The organism is Bacteroides sp. Ga6A2 (assembly GCF_000702225.1).
In the GTDB taxonomy this organism is placed as follows: domain Bacteria; phylum Bacteroidota; class Bacteroidia; order Bacteroidales; family Bacteroidaceae; genus Ga6A1.
Genome location: NZ_JNKX01000001.1, coordinates 235,722 through 255,637 on the forward strand (window position 1 = coordinate 235,722; position 19,916 = coordinate 255,637).

Annotated in this window: 13 protein-coding genes and 1 rRNA gene; 13 read left to right on the forward strand and 1 reads right to left on the reverse strand. The window is 46.2% G+C overall.

Going from position 1 to position 19,916, the window contains the following annotated elements:
* The first annotated feature begins 73 nt into the window (after window positions 1-73).
* The 12 genes from T538_RS0100920 to T538_RS0100975 all read left to right on the forward strand — a co-directional run bounded on the left by T538_RS0100920 (window position 74) and on the right by T538_RS0100975 (window position 17,257).
* Window positions 74-559 carry an arginine repressor gene (locus tag T538_RS0100920; RefSeq protein WP_031531723.1) on the forward strand — a complete coding sequence of 162 codons (486 nt, stop codon included), beginning with the start codon at window positions 74-76 and terminating at the stop codon, window positions 557-559.
* A gap of 28 nt (window positions 560-587) precedes the next feature.
* Window positions 588-1,193: a GNAT family N-acetyltransferase gene (locus T538_RS0100925; protein ID WP_031531725.1), complete on the forward strand. Its 606-nt coding sequence runs from the start codon at window positions 588-590 to the stop codon at window positions 1,191-1,193.
* Between the two features lie 15 nt (window positions 1,194-1,208).
* Complete coding sequence (locus tag T538_RS0100930) at window positions 1,209-2,414, forward strand: argininosuccinate synthase (RefSeq protein ID WP_031531726.1); 1,206 nt, start codon at window positions 1,209-1,211, stop codon at window positions 2,412-2,414.
* Complete coding sequence (gene argC, locus T538_RS0100935) at window positions 2,414-3,451, forward strand: N-acetyl-gamma-glutamyl-phosphate reductase (protein ID WP_031531727.1); 1,038 nt, start codon at window positions 2,414-2,416, stop codon at window positions 3,449-3,451. Before T538_RS0100930 ends, argC begins: the two co-directional genes overlap by 1 nt.
* Before the next feature lie 13 nt (window positions 3,452-3,464).
* Window positions 3,465-4,592 carry an aspartate aminotransferase family protein gene (locus tag T538_RS0100940; protein WP_031531728.1) on the forward strand — a complete coding sequence of 376 codons (1,128 nt, stop codon included), beginning with the start codon at window positions 3,465-3,467 and terminating at the stop codon, window positions 4,590-4,592.
* 4 nt (window positions 4,593-4,596) lie between these two features.
* Complete coding sequence (locus T538_RS0100945) at window positions 4,597-5,376, forward strand: pyrroline-5-carboxylate reductase family protein (protein ID WP_031531729.1); 780 nt, start codon at window positions 4,597-4,599, stop codon at window positions 5,374-5,376.
* Between the two features lie 157 nt (window positions 5,377-5,533).
* Entirely contained in the window at window positions 5,534-7,504 is a 1,971-nt protein-coding gene (locus tag T538_RS0100950) for a DUF3826 domain-containing protein (protein WP_031531730.1), read from the forward strand.
* A 97-nt stretch (window positions 7,505-7,601) separates the two neighbouring features.
* The gene (locus T538_RS0100955) at window positions 7,602-9,092 is read left to right on the forward strand and encodes a DUF4992 family lipoprotein (RefSeq protein WP_031531731.1); all 1,491 of its coding nucleotides are present in this window, start codon (window positions 7,602-7,604) and stop codon (window positions 9,090-9,092) included.
* Window positions 9,093-9,118: 26 nt separating this feature from the next.
* The gene (locus tag T538_RS0100960; protein WP_031531732.1) at window positions 9,119-12,484 is read left to right on the forward strand and encodes a SusC/RagA family TonB-linked outer membrane protein; all 3,366 of its coding nucleotides are present in this window, start codon (window positions 9,119-9,121) and stop codon (window positions 12,482-12,484) included.
* A 19-nt stretch (window positions 12,485-12,503) separates the two neighbouring features.
* On the forward strand, window positions 12,504-14,729 hold the full coding sequence (locus T538_RS0100965) for a RagB/SusD family nutrient uptake outer membrane protein (protein WP_031531733.1): 2,226 nt from the start codon (window positions 12,504-12,506) through the stop codon (window positions 14,727-14,729).
* Between the two features lie 87 nt (window positions 14,730-14,816).
* Complete coding sequence (locus tag T538_RS0100970; RefSeq protein ID WP_031531734.1) at window positions 14,817-16,562, forward strand: polysaccharide lyase; 1,746 nt, start codon at window positions 14,817-14,819, stop codon at window positions 16,560-16,562.
* Between the two features lie 8 nt (window positions 16,563-16,570).
* Entirely contained in the window at window positions 16,571-17,257 is a 687-nt protein-coding gene (locus tag T538_RS0100975) for a DUF3826 domain-containing protein (RefSeq protein ID WP_031531735.1), read from the forward strand.
* A gap of 59 nt (window positions 17,258-17,316) precedes the next feature.
* On the opposite strand, the gene T538_RS0100980 is transcribed toward T538_RS0100975, so the two are convergent.
* Window positions 17,317-19,044 carry a hypothetical protein gene (locus T538_RS0100980; RefSeq protein WP_031531737.1) on the reverse strand — a complete coding sequence of 576 codons (1,728 nt, stop codon included), beginning with the start codon at window positions 19,042-19,044 and terminating at the stop codon, window positions 17,317-17,319.
* Between the two features lie 794 nt (window positions 19,045-19,838).
* On the opposite strand from T538_RS0100980, the gene T538_RS0100990 reads away from it, so the two are divergent.
* Window positions 19,839-19,916: ribosomal RNA gene (locus tag T538_RS0100990) — 16S ribosomal RNA — on the forward strand; the annotation flags it as partial.

A 19,916-nucleotide genomic window follows, 5' to 3' on the forward strand; every position in this document is an offset into this window, starting at 1 on the left:
AAAAAGTGAATATTATGAATGTATATTCAAAATATTATTACTAATTTTGCAGCAATTTTAGAATAAATATACAATGAGAAATAAAAATAGTCGTTTGGATGCTATCAAGATTATAATTTCTTGCAAGGAAATTGGTAGTCAGGAAGAACTGTTGCAGGCTCTTCGCGCCGAGGGTTATCAGCTAACGCAGGCAACTCTGTCGCGCGACTTGAAGCAGTTAAAGGTTGCAAAGGCTGCAAGCATGAACGGAAACTATGTTTATGTGCTGCCAAACAATACGATGTACAAGCGTAACGTCGACAACATCAACGTAACTGACGTTATGAAGCAGCGTGCCAACGGCTTTATCTCAATAAATTTTTCGGGCAATATCGCCGTTATCAAAACACGTCCGGGCTACGCAAGCAGTCTGGCATACGATATTGACGACCGCAACTATCACGAAATTATAGGTACAATCGCAGGCGACGACACAATTCTACTCGTCATTCGCGAAGGCTTCACTCCGGGTGCGGTGGTGAGGGCCCTCAGAGACATTCTGCCAAACCTGCAAGCATAGATAATAAAAATATTCGAATATAATAAAAATGGACCGTAAGATAGATATTATGGTTGCCGATGCTTCTCACGAGAAGTATGTTGACACTATTCTTGAAACAATACGAGTAGCCGCAAAGAAGCGTGGAACAGGTATTGCTGAGCGTACGCACGAGTACGTCGCTATTAAGATGAAGGAAGGAAAGGCTGTTATCGCGCTCGATGGCGATAAGTTTGCCGGATTCAGCTACATCGAAACTTGGGGTAACAAAAGTTATGTCACAACTTCGGGACTCATCGTACATCCCGATTATCAGGGCTTGGGCATTGCAAAACGCATAAAAGACCACACCTTTACGCTGGCACGCCTGCGTTGGCCTGATGCCAAGATATTCTCCCTTACAAGCGGAGCAGCCGTAATGAAGATGAACACAGCATTGGGATACGTTCCCGTAACATTTGCGCAGTTAACCGACGATGATTCGTTCTGGCACGGCTGCGAGGGCTGCTGCAATCACGATGTGCTTATGCGCACCGGACGCAAGTATTGCATCTGTACCGGAATGTTGTACGACCCAGAGCTGCACAAGGGTGAACCTACGCCTATCACATTGCCCGACGATGTGATGAAGAGAATAGGATTACAAAAAGACTAAAAAAATAACAGAGATATGGAAGCAAAGAAGAAAGTTGTTGTTGCATTCAGTGGAGGTCTTGACACCTCATATACTGTAATGTATCTTGCAAAGGAAAAGGGTTACGAAGTTTATGCTGCATGTGCCAACACAGGCGGCTTCAGCCCAGAGCAGTTGAAAGCAAACGAGGAGAACGCATACAAACTTGGAGCAAAGGAGTATGTAACCCTCGATGTTACTAAGGAATACTACGAGAAGAGTCTTAAATACATGGTCTACGGAAACGTTCTCCGTAACAACTGTTACCCTATCTCTGTAAGCTCTGAACGTATTTTTCAGGCTCTTGCCATTGCGCGCTACGCTCGCGAGATAGGCGCAGATGCCATCGCTCACGGCTCAACAGGAGCAGGAAACGACCAGATTCGTTTCGACATGACATTCCTCGTAATGGCTCCGGGAGTCGAAATCATCACTCTTACACGCGACGGCAACCTAAGCCGTCAGGAAGAGGTCGACTATCTTAACAAGAACGGCTATTTTGCCGATTTCACAAAGCTGAAGTATTCTTACAACGTTGGAATCTGGGGCACATCAATCTGCGGCGGCGAGATTCTCGACAGCAAGCAGGGATTGCCAGAATCAGCATATTTGAAGCACGTTACAAAAGAAGGTCCTGAAATCTTGAAGCTCGGCTTTGAGAAGGGCGAACTTTCATCAGTAAACGGCGTTAAGTACGACGACAAAATCAAGGCTATTCAGGCAGTAGAAGAGATTGGCGCTGCATACGGCATCGGTCGCGACTGTCATGTAGGCGATACAATCATCGGCATCAAGGGACGTGTGGGCTTCGAGGCTGCCGCTCCAATGCTTATCATCGGCGCACACCGCTTCCTTGAGAAGTACACTCTGTCAAAGTGGCAGCAGTATTGGAAGGATCAGGTTGCAAACTGGTACGGAATGTTCTTACACGAGAGCCAGTATCTTGAGCCTGTTATGCCAGATATCGAGGCTATGCTTACAAGTAGCCAGAGAAACGTTACCGGAGAAGTAACTCTCGAACTTCGTCCTCTCGGATTCCAGACAGTTGGCGTTGACTCACCAAACGACCTTGTGAAGAACAAACTTGGCGAGTATGGCGAGACTGCAAAGGCTTGGAGTTCAGAAGATGCCAAGGGATTCATTAAGGTAAGCTCAACAGCATTGCGCGCTTACTATTTGGCTCATCCAAACGAAGAGAGATAATGGTAAACGTTGGAATTTTAGGTGCTGCCGGCTATACGGGCGGAGAACTCATCCGCCTTCTGCTTAACCATCCTTTCGTAAACATTGTGTTTGCCAACAGCGAGTCGAACGCAGGCAACAAGATTACCGATGTTCACGGCGGTTTGATAGGCGAGACCGATATGGAATTTACGGCCGAAATGCCTTTCGACGAGGTTGATGTGGTTTTCTTCTGTTTCGGTCATGGCAAGAGCGAGGCTTTCCTGAAGGAACACACCATTCCCGAGGATGTTAAGATTATCGACCTCGCTCAGGATTTCCGCATAGCCGCTCCAACGCACGATTATGTCTACGGTCTGCCCGAGATACACAAAGGCTTGATAAGCAGTTGCAAGCATCTTGCCAATCCGGGCTGTTTTGCAACTTGTATTCAGTTGGGACTGCTTCCGCTTGCCAAGGCTGGCTTGCTAAAGCACGATGTTGCGGTTAATGCCATCACAGGCTCTACCGGAGCAGGACAGAAGCCAAGCGCAACAACGCACTTCTCATGGCGAACAGATAATATGAGCATCTACAAGGTATTCACTCACCAGCATCTGCACGAGATTTGCCAGTCGCTTAACAATATCAGTCCTGCCGATGCTCCGAAGGTTGTAGACACGCTTGTTGAGCAGCCTATCGAGGGCGACATCACGGTAGATTTCATACCTTACCGCGGCGATTTCTCTCGCGGAATATTCTGTACCGAGGTTGTCAAGTTCGACGGCGAGGAAGGCTCTGCCACAAATCCGTCGGCCGAGCAACTTGCCGAGTTGTACCGTACATTCTACAACGATTCAGCCTTTACTCACTATAGCGACAAGGCACTCGACTTAAAGCAGGTTGTAAACACAAACAAGGCTCTTGTTCATGTCGATAAATTCGGCAACAAGGCTGTAATCACATCTATGATTGACAATTTGCTGAAGGGCGCAGTTGGTCAGGCAGTCCAGAATATGAACATCATGTTCAGCCTCGACGAGAAAGCTGGATTGAATCTGAAATCATCGGCATTCTAAAAACAAAGAAAAAATGAATCTATTCGACGTATATCCACTATTCGACGTAAATATAGTTAAAGGCAAGGGATGCAAGGTCTGGGACGAAAACGGACAGGAGTATCTCGACCTTTACGGAGGTCATGCCGTTATAAGCATCGGTCATTGCCATCCTCACTATGTTGAGAAGGTAACAGAGCAACTTAACAAACTCGGCTTCTACTCAAACTCTGTTATCAACAAGTTGCAGAGAGAACTGGCTGAGCGTCTTGGCAAGATTTCGGGCTACGAAGATTATCAGTTGTTCCTGATAAACTCGGGTGCCGAGGCTAACGAGAACGCGCTGAAACTTGCATCGTTCTACAACGGCAGAACTCGCGTCCTTTCTTTCGAGAAGGCTTTCCACGGCCGAACATCGCTGGCTGTCGAGGTTACTAATAATCCAAAGATTATCGCCCCAATCAACGCCAACGGCCACGTTACTTATCTTCCGATAAACGATATCGAGGCATTCAGAAAAGAGATTGCGAAAGGCGATGTCTGTGCCGTAATCATCGAATGTATTCAGGGCGTGGGTGGAATCCGCGTCGTTACCGAAGAGTTCATGAAGGAGTTGCGCAAAGTATGCGATGAGTACAACACCGTTCTTGTCTGCGACGAGATTCAATGTGGATACGGTCGTTCGGGCAAGTTCTTCGCTCATCAGCATTTCGGCGTGAAGCCCGATTTGATTACCGTGGCTAAGGGTATCGGAAACGGTTTCCCAATGTCGGGATTGCTCATCTCTCCAAAGTTCACTCCGGTTTACGGACAGCTTGGCACAACTTTCGGCGGAAACCATCTGGCTTGCTCTTCAGCTCTTGCCGTGCTCGATGTTATGGAAAGCGAGAACCTTGTGCAGAATGCTGCCGAGGTGGGCGAGTACCTTATCAACAGACTCAAGAGCGAGAATCTTCCGCACGTCGTTGAGGTTAGAGGTATGGGCTTGATGATTGGCATCGAGCTCGACATCCCTTACAAGGAGGTGCGCAACAAACTGGTCAAGGAACTGCATTGCTTTACAGGCTGTAGCGGAACAAACGTGCTTCGACTGCTTCCGCCGTTGTGTCTGACAAAGCAGGAGGCCGACGACTTTATTGAACGACTAAAAAAAGCATTGTAAAAATATGAAAATTGCTGTAATCGGTGCCGGAAATATGGGCGGTGCGCTCATTCACGGATGGGCTAAGAGCGGTAAGGTCGAAAGCCTTACTATTGCCGACAAGAACGAGGCACTTCTCGATAAGTTCAAGAAAACATATCCGGGTATAAACGCCACAACCGACAACGTGGCAGCCGTAAAAGGCGCAGAAATCGTTGTGCTCGTGGTTAAGCCTTGGCTGATGCCGCTTGTGCTCGATGAAATCAAGCCATCGCTCAATCTTGATAGCCAGATAATCGTATCGGATGCTGCAAACTACACAACCGAGAAACTGGCAGAACAACTCGGCGCAGCAGGGCAGTTCTTCTATGCCATTCCAAACATCGCTGCCGAATTTGGCGCAAGCATGAACTTCTTGGCAAAGGGCAAGGACGCAAGCGACGACAGTCTTGCAAAGGTCAAGGCTTTGTACGATTTGTGTGGCGACACACTCGTCGTTACCGAGAATCTTGTTGGTCCGGGAATGATGATGGCAAGTTGCGGCATCGCCTACGTTATGCGCTACATCCGCGCGCAGATGGAAGGCGGTTGCGAGATGGGCTTCTATCCTCAGCAGGCAAAGCAGATTGCGTTGCAGACCATGCAGGGCGCAGTTTCTCTCCTGAAGGAAACCGGGTGGCATCCCGAAGAAGCCATCGACAAAGTTACAACTCCCGGCGGCGTAACGATAAAGGGCTTGAACGAACTCGACCATTGCGGATTCAACTCGGCCGTTATCAAAAGTCTGAAGGCTGGGCTTAAGTAATATAGATAAAACAAAACATAATAACAACCAACAACTAAAAACTGTGCTCCTGTCATAAAAAGGGGTGCAGTTTTTTTGATATTTTTTTAAGATTAACTTTAAAATATAAAATAATATGTTATTTTTGCACGGACAATAAGAACCTACTAATTATAACATGAATAGAAATACATTGATGGCTATGGCGGTAGCTTGTCTTTCTGTATCAGGGGCTAATGCACAGCATCTTAGCACAGAAAACAAGTTTGCTCAGCCTTTGGGAAAAGTTCTTGATGAGGTTTCAAAGAGTTTTGGGGTAAGATTAAAATTTAATGTTGATACTACAGGGCTTGTAGTTAATTACGCTCCTCAGCGTATAAGACAATATTCGATAGATGAAACTTTACTAAATATACTTGCTCCGTTCGATTTTGTACCCGTAAAGCAGAACGATAAACTCTATAAGATTAAATCCTACGAGTATTCGCGCCGCACAGACGAAGACGGCGAGCGACTGATTGCTTATTTGCAGAAACTTTATTCAAACAAAGAAGAATTTGACAAGCGCAGGGAACAACTCCGTGCCGAGGTGCGCCAGCATCTGGGCATCGACTCTGTTATGGGCAAATTCGTACAGAAACCAAACGTAATACTTTCAAAAGTTCGCAAGTACGACGGATATTCGGCGCAGAACATCGCGCTCGAGACTTTGCCGGGGCTTTACGTGTGCGGTACCGTTTACGCTCCTTCAACCAAGGGCAAGCATGCTTTGATTATCTGTCCTAACGGACATTTCGGCAACGGACGCTACCGTAAGGACCAGCAGCAGCGCATGGGCGTTCTTGCCCGAATGGGAGCCGTGTGCGTAGACTTTGATTTGTTTGGTTGGGGCGAGTCTGAACTTCAGGTGGGCAAGTCGCACCAGAGCAGCATGGCTCATGTTCTTCAGAATGCAAATGCCATAGCGTTGCTTAACTATATGCTGGCTTCGCGAAAGGATATCGATGCCAAGCGAATAGGCGTAAACGGTGGTTCGGGCGGAGGCACTCAGACCGTTATGCTTACGGTTCTTGATGACAGATTCACGGCTGCGGCTCCAGTTGTAAGCCTGTCTGCTCATTTCGACGGCGGATGCCCTTGCGAGAGCGGATTGCCTGTGATGACATCGGCTGGCGGAACATGCAACGCCGAGCTTGCTGCCGCATTCGCTCCAAAGCCATTGCTCATCGTTTCCGACGGAAAAGACTGGACAAGTACCGTTCCCGAGACAGAACTTCCTTACATCAAGAAAATCTATTCGTTCTACGATGCAGCCGACAATGTTTACGGCACACATCTTCCAACCGAGGTACACGATTTCGGACCAAACAAACGTAAGCCAGTTTACGATTTCTTTGCAAAGGTATTCGGACTTGATGCAAGCAAGATGGACGAGAGCAAGGTCACAATCGAGCCTTTCGAAAATATGTACAGCTTCGGAAAGAACGGCGAGAAACTTCCTGCAAACGCAGTCCGCTCGGTTGCCGAGATTACAAAATACTTCGACAAGCAGATGTATTTCGACCTGCGTTGGATGGCAGGACTCGACAAGAAGGCTAATGACTGGGCTGAGTCTCTTCAGCTAAACGATGCCGAGAAGACCGCAAAGGTCGAGAAGCTCATCGCAACTCACCTGAAGAGAGTAACTGAGTGGCACAACTCGCATCCATACACTACCGTGCCTGCCGGCATCAATCCGCGCACGGGCGAAACCCTTCGCAACGTAGACCGCAAGATTATTGCCGATGCCGCTCAGCCAAAGCACTATCACACCGATTTGATGGAAGGCTTGAGGGCAATCCTTACCGAACAACAGGTAGAACAAATTCTTGACAAATATACAGTAGGAAAAGTAGCCTTCACCCTAAAGGGATACAAGGCGATTGTTCCAGACATGACAGCCGAGGAAGAGGCAGAATGCCTCAGACTGCTGAAGGAGGCGCGCGAACGTGCCATCGATTTCAAGAGCATGAAGGAAATCTCTGAAATCTTTGGCATGTACAAAGACAAGTGCGAGGACTACTTCAACACGCACGGCAGAAACTGGAAGCAAATGTACAGCGCGTACTATAAAAAACTGCAAAGCGAGAAAAAAAAGGCGAAAAAGTAGTTTTTTAGAAAACATTGTATATATTTGTCAAGGCTATTTGTAGCAATTGTGAGAAATAAAACTAATAATTACATATATAACTTTATAATTAAAAACCATGAGGCGTAAAAAAGAAGTTATGCGTAGCGGACTCATCAGTCTGGCTATTTGCGCACTTTTAGCATCGTGCAATCAAGGTTTTGACAATGATGAATCATTTACAAGCGGCGTGAGCAACTCGGTTCTTGCAACACCTGCTATTGATGCTAATTGCTTCTCTACATTGACAAATTCTGATGGCACAGAGAGCGTAAAGCTAACATGGCCCGTTGTTTACGGAGCCAATGGCTATTCTGTAAATGTTTCTAAGGTCGACGACCCAACCCGTCCGATAAAGGTTATCGGCGATAGCATTGTCGATGGCTGCAGCGTAACCTTCCTTAAGGAAGAGGATACAAAGTACAGCGTGTCTGTTCTTGCTCTTGGCGGCAAGGACGGCAATACCGATTCTGAGGCTGCCGGACAGTATGTTTACAGCACATACGTTCCTGCAACTCTTATTCCAGAGGGCACCGACATTGCCGAGTACATCAACAACAACCTTCCTAACTCATCAAGCGAGGAGCAGGTGTTCGAGTTAAAGGGCGGCGCCGAGTACACAATGAATTCGCTTGCTGATTTCAAGATGAACAAGGTAACATTGCGCGGCGACAAGAACTCGCGCTCAATCATCAAGATTGGCGAGAACGGCGGTTTCATGATTCAGGCTGGCTTCAAGATGAAGTACATCAATGTTGATTGTACTGCAATGACTGCCGAAGACGGCGTTATTGGTCTTGGCAAGCTGGCAAATGCAGCAGATTCTGCAAGATGCGCATCAATCACTACCGAGGCTCTCGGTTACAAGGCTCTTGGTGCAAATCAGGATGGATATGTAATCGTCGACCCTGTTGTTATTCAGGATTGTAACTTCAAGAATGTTCCAAAGAGTTTCCTTTATGGAAACAAGAAGAACTGGAGCTTGTACGATTTCAGAATAACAGGCTGTATTGTTCAGCTTAACAATTCAGGAAGTAGTACTGTTATCAATCTTCATGGTGCAAGTAATGGACTGATTAAGAACTTCACTATCAGAAACAGTACATTCTATAATATTCAGGAGAACAGTTCTGCTTATTTCCTCCGTTACAGTAACTCTTCAAATGCTCAGCCTAAGAAGATATTCGGTGATTCTGATCAAACCGGTTCTTACGTAATAGAGCATAATACATTCTGTCGAACAATGACAGGCAAGGATTTTGCAAATAATATTTCAACTGTTAGTACTATTTCTATTTCTTGTTGCTATAATATCTTCGAGGATGTATTCCGTATTAACAAGTTAATCCACAATAATTATATAAAGACTGTTAAGGGAAATACTATATGTGGTATTACTAATGGAGTAGATTCTACAGATAAGGAAAAATATGCTACAGAAGAAGTTCAGGGCTTTACAGACTGGTCTAAGGAATTGGATTTGACTGCAACAAACGGCGGTGTCGACTTCACTCCAACAGGAAGTGTGGCAAATCAGAACAAGAGTGGCGATCCAAGATGGTATAAGTAACTACACAATATAATTGAACAAAAAATATGAATACGAAACATATAATCAGATTGTTTGTATGCATCTGCCTTATTGTTCTGGCTCTGCCGGCAATGGCACAGAAAATGCGTACTTTCAAAGGTACAGTAGTTGATGAGTCGGGCGACCCTCTGATTGGTGCTTCTGTCAAGGTGGTAGGCGCGTCAACAGGTACTATTACCGACATCGAAGGTAACTTCGTAATCGAGGTTCCTGCCGGAAAAACTATCGAAATATCTTATGTGGGCTATCTGCCAGAGAAGTTGCAGAGCGTTACTCCGGGAGCACGAATCATGCTTAAGGAGGATGCCAACCAGTTGGAAGACGTTGTGGTTGTAGGTTACGGCTCTCAGAAGAAGGCTCACCTCACCGGCGCAATCGAGACTGTGCCAATGGATCAGATTCAGGATCTTTCATCTGGCAACTTGGCATCAACCCTCAGCGGTATGATTTCGGGTGTTAGCGTAAGCGGTGGTAACGCTCGTCCGGGCGAGAACGCTACAATCTACATCCGTAACAACGACGCTCTTGCAAGCGTTGGCGGTTCATCGCTCGAGCCATTGTATGTAATCGACGGTTACATCTATCCAAACGATATAAAGGTTGGTAACACCAACGAGAACATGGGTGCAACTGCATTCAACAACCTCGACGCTTCTGAAATCGAGAGCATCTCTGTGTTGAAGGATGCCGCAGCTGCTGTTTATGGTGCTCGTGCTGCAAATGGTGTTATCCTTGTAACAACTAAGCGTGGTAGCAACGTTGGCGCTCCAAAGGTTTCGTACCGTGGTGAGATTGGTTTCACCGACGAGATGGCTCGTGCCAAGATGCTCGACGCTTATCAGTATGGTCGTCTGTACAATGCAGTAAAGGCTGCCGACCCTACAAATCTTCAGAACCTGAACAATAAACTCGACCTTTTCCAAGCAGACGAACTTGCTGCAATGAAGAGTCTTAACTACGACTTGCTCGACAAGTACTGGAGTTCTGCCTTCACAATGAAGCACAGCGTTAATGTTAATGGCGCAACAGATCGTGCTGGATACTTCGCAAGCATCTCTTACTTCGATCAGGACGGTAACCTTGGTCGCCTCGACTACGACCGCTGGAATTACCGTGTAGGCGTTGACTTCAAACTCTCTAAGTGGATGAAGGCTGGTCTTACAATCTCTGGCGACTACGGAAAGAAGAACAAGCCGAACGTAAAGGTTGGCGGTACAAACGACGAGAAGGACTACAACCTTCTGCTCACTCATCCACGCTACATTCCTGAGTCTGTAAACGGCTATGCAATTGCTGCTTACGGCGTTTCAAACGAGGAGAAGAACTCAGACCAGAATTATTCATTCTATACTCTTCAGAACTCTGGCGACTATACTCGCACAGTATCGTCAAACATCAACATCGGTGCAAACATCGAGTATGATTTCGGCTGGTACAAGCCTCTTGCTGGTTTGAAGATGAAGTTGAACTACTCTAAGAGTATCTCTACCGACAAGAACAACCAGTATGGTTCAAGTTACAAGTTGTATTATATGAATGAGCGTGCCGGAAGCGGTAACCACCTTTACACTCAGGTTGGCGATGCCGAGTCTTATGAGGCACTTATGGCATCAAGCAACTTCCTTCTTGCAAATAAGGGTGCTGAAATCTACAACGGTGGCGACAACGGCTATTTGTCAAGAAACATGAGCCGTACAGACAACTATCAGTTGAACTTCAATATTACTTATAACCGCGACTTCGGTTCACACCATGTTGGTGCATTGTTCTCAGTAGAAAGATCTGAGGCAGAGAGTGAGTATCTGTATGGTTATGTAACAAGCCCTTACTCATTCACAACTGGTCAGTCAAACTCAGTTACTTCAGAGAGCCAGTCTTCTACAACATTTACACGTTCTGAGTCTGGTACATTCTCTTATATCGGTCGTGTAAACTATGCTTACAACGATACTTACTTGTTAGAGGCTCTGTTCCGTTCAGACTCGTCTATCAAGTTCGCTCCTGAGAACTATCGCGGATTCTTCCCTTCTGTATCTGGAGGTTGGGTTCTCTCTAACGAAGAGTGGTTCAAGGACAAGATTTCATGGCTTAACTATGTAAAGGTTCGTGCATCGGGCGGTCTTACTGGTCGTGACAACACAACAGCATGGCAGTGGATGCAGACTTATGCAACAGATAAGGATAAGGGTGCTGTATTCGGCTACGGAACAAACCAGAATGCCGGAAACCACATCACTCTTAACAAGAATAATTCGGCGGTTAACCGTGATGCTCACTGGGATAAGTCGTACAAGGCAAATATCGGTGTTGACTTGAAGTTCCTCGACAGCCGTTTGTCTGTTGATGTAGACTGGTACAAGCAGTGGGATAGAGAAATGCTTCTCAACTACTCGGCAACAGTTCCGGGCACAGTTGGTACACAGAGTGCAAAGGTTAACTACGGTAAGATGAACAGTTATGGTGTTGATGTGTCATTGTCATGGAGAGACAAGATTGGCAAGGACTTCAAGTATAAGATTGGCATCAATACAGGCTACTCAGACAACAAGGTTCTTGAGATGGACTGGGAGACAGAGAACATCTATCGTCAGTTGGTTTATGGTCATCGTACAGACTTGGGTACATGGGGTATGCAGTGCATCGGTATGTTCCGCAGCTTCCAAGACATCGAGGAGTACTTTGAGAAGTACAACATCAAGTCTTACATGGGCAAGACAAAAGATCAGGTTCGTCCGGGTATGCTCATATACAAGGATGTTCGTGGTGCTCAGCAGGCTGACGGTACTTATGCCGGTCCTGATGGTATAGTAGATAAGGACAACGATCAGGTTCAGATTTCTAACCGTGCAAATCCTTACGGCTTCACACTCAACCTTTCTGGCGAGTGGAAGAGACTCTCTGTAAGTCTTCAGGCTAATGCAAGCTGGGGTGGCTACAGCGTGGTTCCTACCGCAGCGTTGAAGTTGAGCAGCGACGATGCTATCGAATATCAGAACATGCCATCGTTCTGGAACGTAGACAACATGTACTCTTACGAGGATGTTTACGATGCAAGCGGCAACCTTGTAGTTGCTGAGAACCGCAATGCAAAATATCCAAACCTTGCATATTCAAGCATCAATAGCGTAACATCTACATTCTGGAGAGTAAGCGGCGCAAGAGTTCGTCTTAACCGTCTGACTGTTGCATATAATGTTCCGACAAAGTATATTTCTAAGCTTGGTGTAAACAGTTGTAGAGTAAACATCACAGGTCAGAATCTGCTGAATCTTTACAACCCATATCCAGATAACTTCATGGATCCATCAACAACTTACGGTGCTTATCCAACACTTAGAAAGTTCACATTCGGTTTGAATCTTTCATTCTAAAAACATTTAGTTGAGAATTATGAAAAAAAATAATATATGTCTGTTTAGCGTAGCCTTTGCTGCTGCTATCTCATTCTCTTCGTGTAGCGACGACTTCCTTGAGGAGAAGAAGAACTATGACAATGTTTCTGTTGAGGCATACAACGACTTTGCCGGTGCCAGCGCACGTGTTTCCGACGTGTATGCGTGGAGCTTGCCTGATGCCAATGCAAATTGCAGTTGGAAGTACAATTGTACAGGTTTGGCAGACGACCAGTCAAAGTCAACCGAGGAGTACAGCGGTTTCAGCGTTTTTGTAAATCCTGAAAACGAACTTACATACAAGAGCGGTGAGAATCCCGTTCCTGACTATTTCCACAATCAGGGAAACAACATTCAGCAGTCTGTGTGGGGTAGAATCCGTAACATCAACGACTGTATAGCAGGTATCGAGGGAAGCACTCTATCTGCCGACGAGAAGAATCAGTTGCTCGGACAGGTTTACTTCTTCCGTGCATGGTGCTACTACAACCTTGTAAAGTGGTACGGAGGTGTGCCAATCATCACCGAGGTGCAGAATCCTGTGGCTTCTTCGGTTACTCCACGTTCAACAACAAAGGAGTGCATCGAGTTTATCTGCTCAGACCTCAATAAGTCTGCCGAGATGCTTGCACCGTTCACAACAGACGGCGGTTGGAAAAAGAACGACGACTATGGTCGTGTAACATCAGGTACAGCCCTCGCTCTTAAAGGCAGAGTGCTTCTGCTATGGGCAAGTCCGATATTCAACCGTTCAAACGATGTGTCAAGATATCAGAAGGCATACGATACAATGAAGGCTGATTTGGAGACAATCAACAGTTGCGGATACGGACTTGCAAACGAGACAAATCCGGGTGTGAACGCATCGGGCTGGGCAAGCATCTTCTCTACAAGAGACAATAACCCAGAGGCTGTGTTCGTTTCTCTCTACAACAATATAGCATCTGGTGGTACTCCTGATTATAGCCGTAATAATGGCTGGGAGAATGGCATTCGCCCTTCAAACGCACAGGGCGGTGGCGGTAAGACTCCATCGGCTATGATTGTAGACTTGTTCCCAATGAAGGACGGTAAGAAGCCGGCTAATCTTGCTACTTACACACTCCTTAACGGCTCGTCAAACTATTCTTACGACAGCGAGTATCCGTTTATGGACCGCGATCCTCGTTTTTACCGTACATTTGCATTCCCAGGTGTACGCTGGGCATTCAGCGGCGACCCAACAGGTTCTGAGAACCACAATCCATACGTTGGTCAGAACTATGAACTTTGGAATTATGTTTGGTATAACAGCGAGAGCGACCGTGACAACGTGGAGAGCGGCAATACTTACGGTGCCGACAACCTTCTTGGCAATGCTAAGGGTATGTATGTCCGCAAGCGTACCGACGATCTTGATGTAAATTCAAGTCCTCTTTACAACTTCAGCCAGAGTGTCGGCTTCAAGTATAGCGCAGCTCCTTATCTCGAGATTCGTTATGCCGAGGTTCTTCTTAACCTTGCCGAGGCTGCTTGTGGCGCAGGCGATAAGAATTATGCGGTTAGCTTGTTGAAGAGAATCCGTGCTCGCGTGGGTTATACAAGCGAAGGAAACTATGGTTTGCAGGATGACCTCACATCTAATCAGGCTGCTTGTATGTCGGCTATCCTCTACGAGCGTCAGATTGAGTTGGCATACGAAGGCAAGCGTTTTGATGACCTTCGCCGCTGGATGTTGTTTGATGGCGGTACTGGCAAGGTTGAAGGTGCTCCAAGTTCATGGACACTTACAGGCTGGGGCGGAAACACTTGCAACTATCTCGGCTTCACTCCGCTTAACGGACAGCGTCGCGACAACATGGAGTTCCGTGTAAGCAATGATATCAACAAAGGTCTTGGCGAGACAGCATGGAAGACAAGTGGTGACGAGGTTATCTCACCAGACCCACTTGCAAATGTTGCTCGTCCAGCTGCCGTAGATTTCCGTAAGTCGGCTGACGAATTCGGGAAGCAACTTTCTGCATTGAAGGAGTTCTATCAGGCAAATCTTGTCCGCAAGAAGAAGAAGGGGGATGCGTTCGACTCAAATCATGCTGAGTTGTACATCAACTTCCGACCAAAATACTACTTCCTTGGCTTCTATCAGAGTGCCATGAGCAGTAACCAGACATTGCCACAGACTATTGGTTGGGGCGATTACAACAATGGCGGTGAAAACGGTACGTTCGACCCGTTGGCTGAATAAACAGAAAAATTAGGCGATTGATAATACGGGGGCGGCTCACACTCTTTGTCCCGCCCCCTTTTTGGATAACTTTTTTATAGGATATAAATGAAACTTAAAGAATTGTTGGCTGGATTGGTGCTTGCTTCGTTTTCAACGTCGGCATACGCACAGTATCCACAGATGACAGACGAAGCTAAACAGCTTATCAAGAGATTGGAAACGGAATGGCAGGCTCACAGCGACTCTGCTTGGGAGAAGGCATTCCCTATCGTTGTAGAGGAGGCAAAGGCAGGACGCCCTTATGTGCCATGGGCTTCACGTCCATACGATTTGCGTCAGGCAAAGATTCCTGCATTTCCGGGTGCCGAGGGTGGCGGTATGTTCACTTTCGGCGGTCGTGGCGGTAAGGTTCTAACTGTAACTACTCTTGCCGATGACGGTCCGGGCTCATTCCGTTGGGCTTGCGAGCAGGGTGGTGCGCGTATCGTTGTCTTCAACGTAAGCGGAATCATCCGTCTTAAGTCGCCAATCTTTGTTCGTGCTCCGTACATCACAATCGCTGGTCAAACAGCTCCGGGCGAGGGCGTAATAATCGCAGGCGAGTCTTTTCAGGTTGATACTCACGACGTAATCGTGCGTCACATGCGTTTCCGCCGTGGCGAGACACTTGTTTGGCATCGCGAGGATTCATTCGGCGGTAATCCTGTCGGAAACATCATGATTGACCATTGCTCATGCGAGTGGGGATTGGACGAGAACATCTCATTCTACCGTCACATGTTCGACCTTAACGACGGAAAGCCAAAGCGCAAGGAGCCAACCGTAAATGTAACTATACAGAACAGTATATCAGCAAAGGCACTCGACACTTGGAACCACGCATTCGGTTCTACAATTGGTGGCGAGAATACAACATTCATGCGTAACCTTTGGGCCGATAATACTGGTCGTAACCCAAGTATCGGATGGGGTGGTGTGTTCAACTATATAAACAACGTTGTTTACAACTGGGTTCACAGAACAGCCGATGGTGGTGAGTTTACAACAATGTCAAACTTCATCAACAACTATTACAAGCCGGGTCCTCTTACTCCAAAAGATACACCAGTTGGTCATCGTATCGTGAAGTCAGAGAGCCGAAGCGTGAAGTTGTTCCCATTCAAGCAGTTCGGTCGCGTATATGCCGTTGGAAATATCATGGAAGGTTATCCTGAAATCACTCAGGACAATTGGAACGGAGGTATTCAGACAGCCGATAAGGACGGACAGATGGACGAGACAGAGAAGGCTCTTATGCGTTCAAACGAGCCATTCGAGATGCCTTATCTCAAGATTATGGGCACAGAGCAGGCTTTCAACTGGGTTCTTGATAACGCAGGTGCAACAATCCCTTGCCGTGATATCGTTGACCAGCGCATCATGGACGAGGTTCGCACAGGAAAGGCTTACTATGTTGACAAGTACGAGAAGAAGGTTAAGGACAATCCTTACGGAGATATGTGGGGCTTGCACGACAAGTCTAAGAATGAGAAGGGCTTCTTCAAGCACCGCCGTCTGCCACAGGATTCTTACAAGCAGGGAATCATTACAGACCCACGTCAGATGGGAGGCTATCCAGAGTATAAGGCTTGGGAGCCTTGGAAGGACAGCGACGGCGACGGTATGCCAGATGAGTGGGAGACTGCCAACGGTTTGAATCCTAACGACTCTTCAGACGCTAATGCTGACTGCAATGGCGACGGTTACACTAACATCGAGAAGTACATCAACGGTATCGACCCAAAGACAAAAATCGATTGGCGTAACTTGAATAACAATTACGATACTCTTGCTGCTAAAGGCAAGTTATGATTAACGACATGAAAAGATTCTTTATTTTTATTGCACTTGTTGCTTCAACCCTGATGGCTTCAGCCGTCGACTTGAAAAGCGAAGGCAGAGACACGGCTTATGTCAACACAATTATGAAGCGAAGCCAGAAGGCTGTCGATGCCCTCAAATTAAAGGACAAGAGTGTGGCACAGAACGTGCTCAACATCATTGCAAACCGTTATTTCGAGTTGAACGACATCTACGATGTGCGCGACAAGAAGTTGAAGGCAATCAAGGCAGATACCACGATGACGGCTGTTCAGAAGGCTGAAGGCAGGCGATTCGCTGAGTTTGAGGCAAGCAATGCCCTCTACCGCACTCATTTCGCATTCCCTGCGGCTCTTTCAATCTATCTGAACGATGCTCAGATTGAGACGGTAAAGGACGTGATAACCTTCAACGTCGTGAACGTGACATACAAGGCAACCCTCGATATGATTCCGTCATTGAAGGATGAGGAGAAGACTCAGATTCTCGTGTGGCTTAAAGAGGCTCGCGAACTTGCAATCGATGCCGAGAGCTCAAAGAAGAAACATGAGGTTTTCGGTAAGTACAAGGGTAGGATAAACAACTATCTCACCGCTCGCGGATATGACCTTAAGAAGGAACGCGAGGAGTGGTACAAGCGCATCGAGGCTCGCAAGGCTAAGGAAGCAAAGGGTAAGAAGAAATAATCATTTTCGATTCTGACAAAAGAGAACCGCCAAGTTTATTCAGCCTGGCGGTTCTTTTTTTATTTTTCTTCGTTCTTGTTGTCGTTGCTATTCTCGTCGCTTTTCAGGCTCTCGATATGGTCGAGTTCCTTCATAGCATACGAGCGGTTGTCGGGGTCTGCAACCATCTTTCTGAACAGCTTTTCAGCCTCGTCGAGCTTGCCGTTGTTAATTAGCGCCGTGCCCTTCATTCTCAGCAGAAACTTGAAGAACTTTACAAAATCTCTGTCGGCATTTTTTCCGTGAGCCTGCTCCTTTACGTTTTCCATCAGCATCTGAATGATTTTCAATGCTCTGAAATCCTTGCTGCTTACGAGCGTGTTGATGTATTCAATCGTAGAATTCAACTGCCTGTTGTTTGCGCAGATTTCAAGATAGAACAGAGCCTTTTTGTGCATGTGCATCTCGTTGTAGCAGAAACCCAGACGCAGACAAGTAGAGTAGAAGAGTTGTTTCGACTCTTTGTTCAGATTTTCGTATTCAATCTGTAGATGCTTGAATACGTTTTCGAGGTGAAGCACAGTCTCGAAATAGCGTTTCTGTTCAAACTGTTTCTCGCCCCAGTAAAGATCCGATGCGCAGTCCGAGTTGTTCACGTTGTATATTGCTTTCTGCGCATTTGTCAGTTCATCAATCTTGCCTTCTTTTATCTTGTCCTGAACATCTTTCCACATGTATTCGAATTCAGCCTTCCTCTGGCGTTCGGTCGTGCGTTCGTAGGCAACCACAACCGATATGGCATCGACTTTAAAATCGAGTCGTTCAAACGGATTGATGTCTGTATCGGGCTGATAGACAGACAGACGATAGTAGATTGTCTGATTGTCGTCGAGAATCAACTGAACGATGACAGGAATCATCATATCCTGATACTGAACGTACATCTCGCATTGGTTGCGAACTACGCGAGCGTCGGCTCCCTTGCCCTCAATCATTGGCGAGAGAACATCGAATTCGGCAATTTCCTTGGCATCTTTGATGTACTTAACCTCGTCGGTAACAACCTTCAGCATCCTGAAATCCTTGTCCGTTACGTTCTCGGTAATCATGTAAATCAGTTTGCTGACCGAGATGTCGTTGTCGTTCGCTCCAAATCGGTAGTCAACATCTTTTGGCTGAGTGGCGATGCTGTGTTCCATCAGCATGGCAACGCTGCAGTTGTCCTTGTACTCGGCAAACAGAGGGTCGGTAGGCTCTGGATTGTCCTTCAGATATTTCTCAATGTATTCGGCAAACAGATTCTTTATCTGGAACTGATATTGCAGAACATTGTAGAGTTGCACAAGTTGGTTGTCTAGTCGTGTGTCGATGATTCCGTCGGCAATAGACCAAACCGAAATCTCGTCCTTTTCCTGATTGTAATCGTATGCCAGTCGGGCCATCCGAGTGTGGAAGTTCATCGAGTTGCACACCTTCTTTACTGCGTTCAGATTTTTGAAGTTCGTTGTGTAGATGTCTGGAAACTCGATGGTTATCTCGTTGCTCTTTCGGTTTGCTTTCAGGATGAACATATTGTCCTGAAATCTGAATCGTAACACGAGTTCGTGCTCGTTGTTTGTGTTTTCAATCTCGTAGATTATGTTCAGCGTGCGCAGAAGTGGCATCACGACGATGCTTGCCGGCAGGCTCTCGAAAACCGTAGTCTGATTTTCAGCTGTGCTGGCATTTTTATCCGTTTTTTCCTTGTGTATGTGCGACCTGAAAAAATCTTTTATGTAATCAATTATGTCGATTCTGCTTTTTTCCATATCCTGAATTTTTATTTTGGATTTTGCAAATATAATACCAAAATTACTGAAAAGTTGCCGTTTTTGCAAATTTGTTTGCATTATTTATGTCAGTTCGGCATAAAATCAATAAAGTTCCTGTCATGACAACGTATTTACTATATTGACAGGCTTTTGATTGGCTATGGATTGGCTACCTTGATAAGACGGTACGGCTTACATACGGCTTGGGCGTGGCTTGGATGTTGCAATGAAGAAGCTATCTTCCGGCTTACTTGCTCGTACCTTCTCCGAACCTTCCCCGTAGCTACCCCGTTCTTACTCCGTAGCTACCCCGTATCTTCCCCGTACCTTGAAAGTCGCTTTTGAGGCTCTTGTCAGCATAATGATTTGTATCTTTTGCATATGTTGCGTGTTTTTTTCTGTCCGATGATTCTGAAAAACGTCTTCCGAATCTGTGAAAATCTCGTAGTGAAAGGCACATTTGCTAAATTTGAGTGTAAAATTGCTTTATTTATTATGTGTAATCTCTGCATTTTGCATAAAATCCGTAATTTTTTCAATTTTTCTCCATAAAAAGTTTGGCAGTTCGGAAAAAGGCGGTATCTTTGCACTCGCTTTCGGGAACGAGGCGAGCCGCCAAGGTCAGCGACTAGTGAAGGAAGCGAAATTAAAAAAGAGTTCATTGAAAGATTTACATAGACGAAGAAGTACAGGAGCTGTGAGCTAGTTAATACTAACTCACGGGTAAAAAACAAGATACGAACTGTCAATTCGATTTATCGGAGCTGAGGAAATTAAACAAATTATATTTTACAATGAAGAGTTTGATCCTGGCTCAGGATGAACGCTAGCTACAGGCTTAACACATGCAAGTCGAGGGGCAGCATTAA

Excerpts from the sequence above, each read along its gene's own strand:
- T538_RS0100925 (WP_031531725.1), top strand. The coding sequence starts at position 588 with ATGGACCGTAAGATAGATATTATGGTTGCCGATGCTTCTCACGAGAAG.
- T538_RS0100950 (WP_031531730.1), top strand. The coding sequence starts at position 5,534 with ATGAATAGAAATACATTGATGGCTATGGCGGTAGCTTGTCTTTCTGTA.
- argC (WP_031531727.1), top strand. The coding sequence starts at position 2,414 with ATGGTAAACGTTGGAATTTTAGGTGCTGCCGGCTATACGGGCGGAGAA.
- T538_RS0100970 (WP_031531734.1), top strand. The coding sequence starts at position 14,817 with ATGAAACTTAAAGAATTGTTGGCTGGATTGGTGCTTGCTTCGTTTTCA.
- T538_RS0100965 (WP_031531733.1), top strand. The coding sequence starts at position 12,504 with ATGAAAAAAAATAATATATGTCTGTTTAGCGTAGCCTTTGCTGCTGCT.
- T538_RS0100945 (WP_031531729.1), top strand. The coding sequence starts at position 4,597 with ATGAAAATTGCTGTAATCGGTGCCGGAAATATGGGCGGTGCGCTCATT.
- T538_RS0100930 (WP_031531726.1), top strand. The coding sequence starts at position 1,209 with ATGGAAGCAAAGAAGAAAGTTGTTGTTGCATTCAGTGGAGGTCTTGAC.
- T538_RS0100955 (WP_031531731.1), top strand. The coding sequence starts at position 7,602 with ATGAGGCGTAAAAAAGAAGTTATGCGTAGCGGACTCATCAGTCTGGCT.
- T538_RS0100980 (WP_031531737.1), bottom strand. The coding sequence starts at position 19,044 with ATGGAAAAAAGCAGAATCGACATAATTGATTACATAAAAGATTTTTTC.
- T538_RS0100940 (WP_031531728.1), top strand. The coding sequence starts at position 3,465 with ATGAATCTATTCGACGTATATCCACTATTCGACGTAAATATAGTTAAA.
- T538_RS0100920 (WP_031531723.1), top strand. The coding sequence starts at position 74 with ATGAGAAATAAAAATAGTCGTTTGGATGCTATCAAGATTATAATTTCT.
- T538_RS0100960 (WP_031531732.1), top strand. The coding sequence starts at position 9,119 with ATGAATACGAAACATATAATCAGATTGTTTGTATGCATCTGCCTTATT.
- T538_RS0100975 (WP_031531735.1), top strand. The coding sequence starts at position 16,571 with ATGAAAAGATTCTTTATTTTTATTGCACTTGTTGCTTCAACCCTGATG.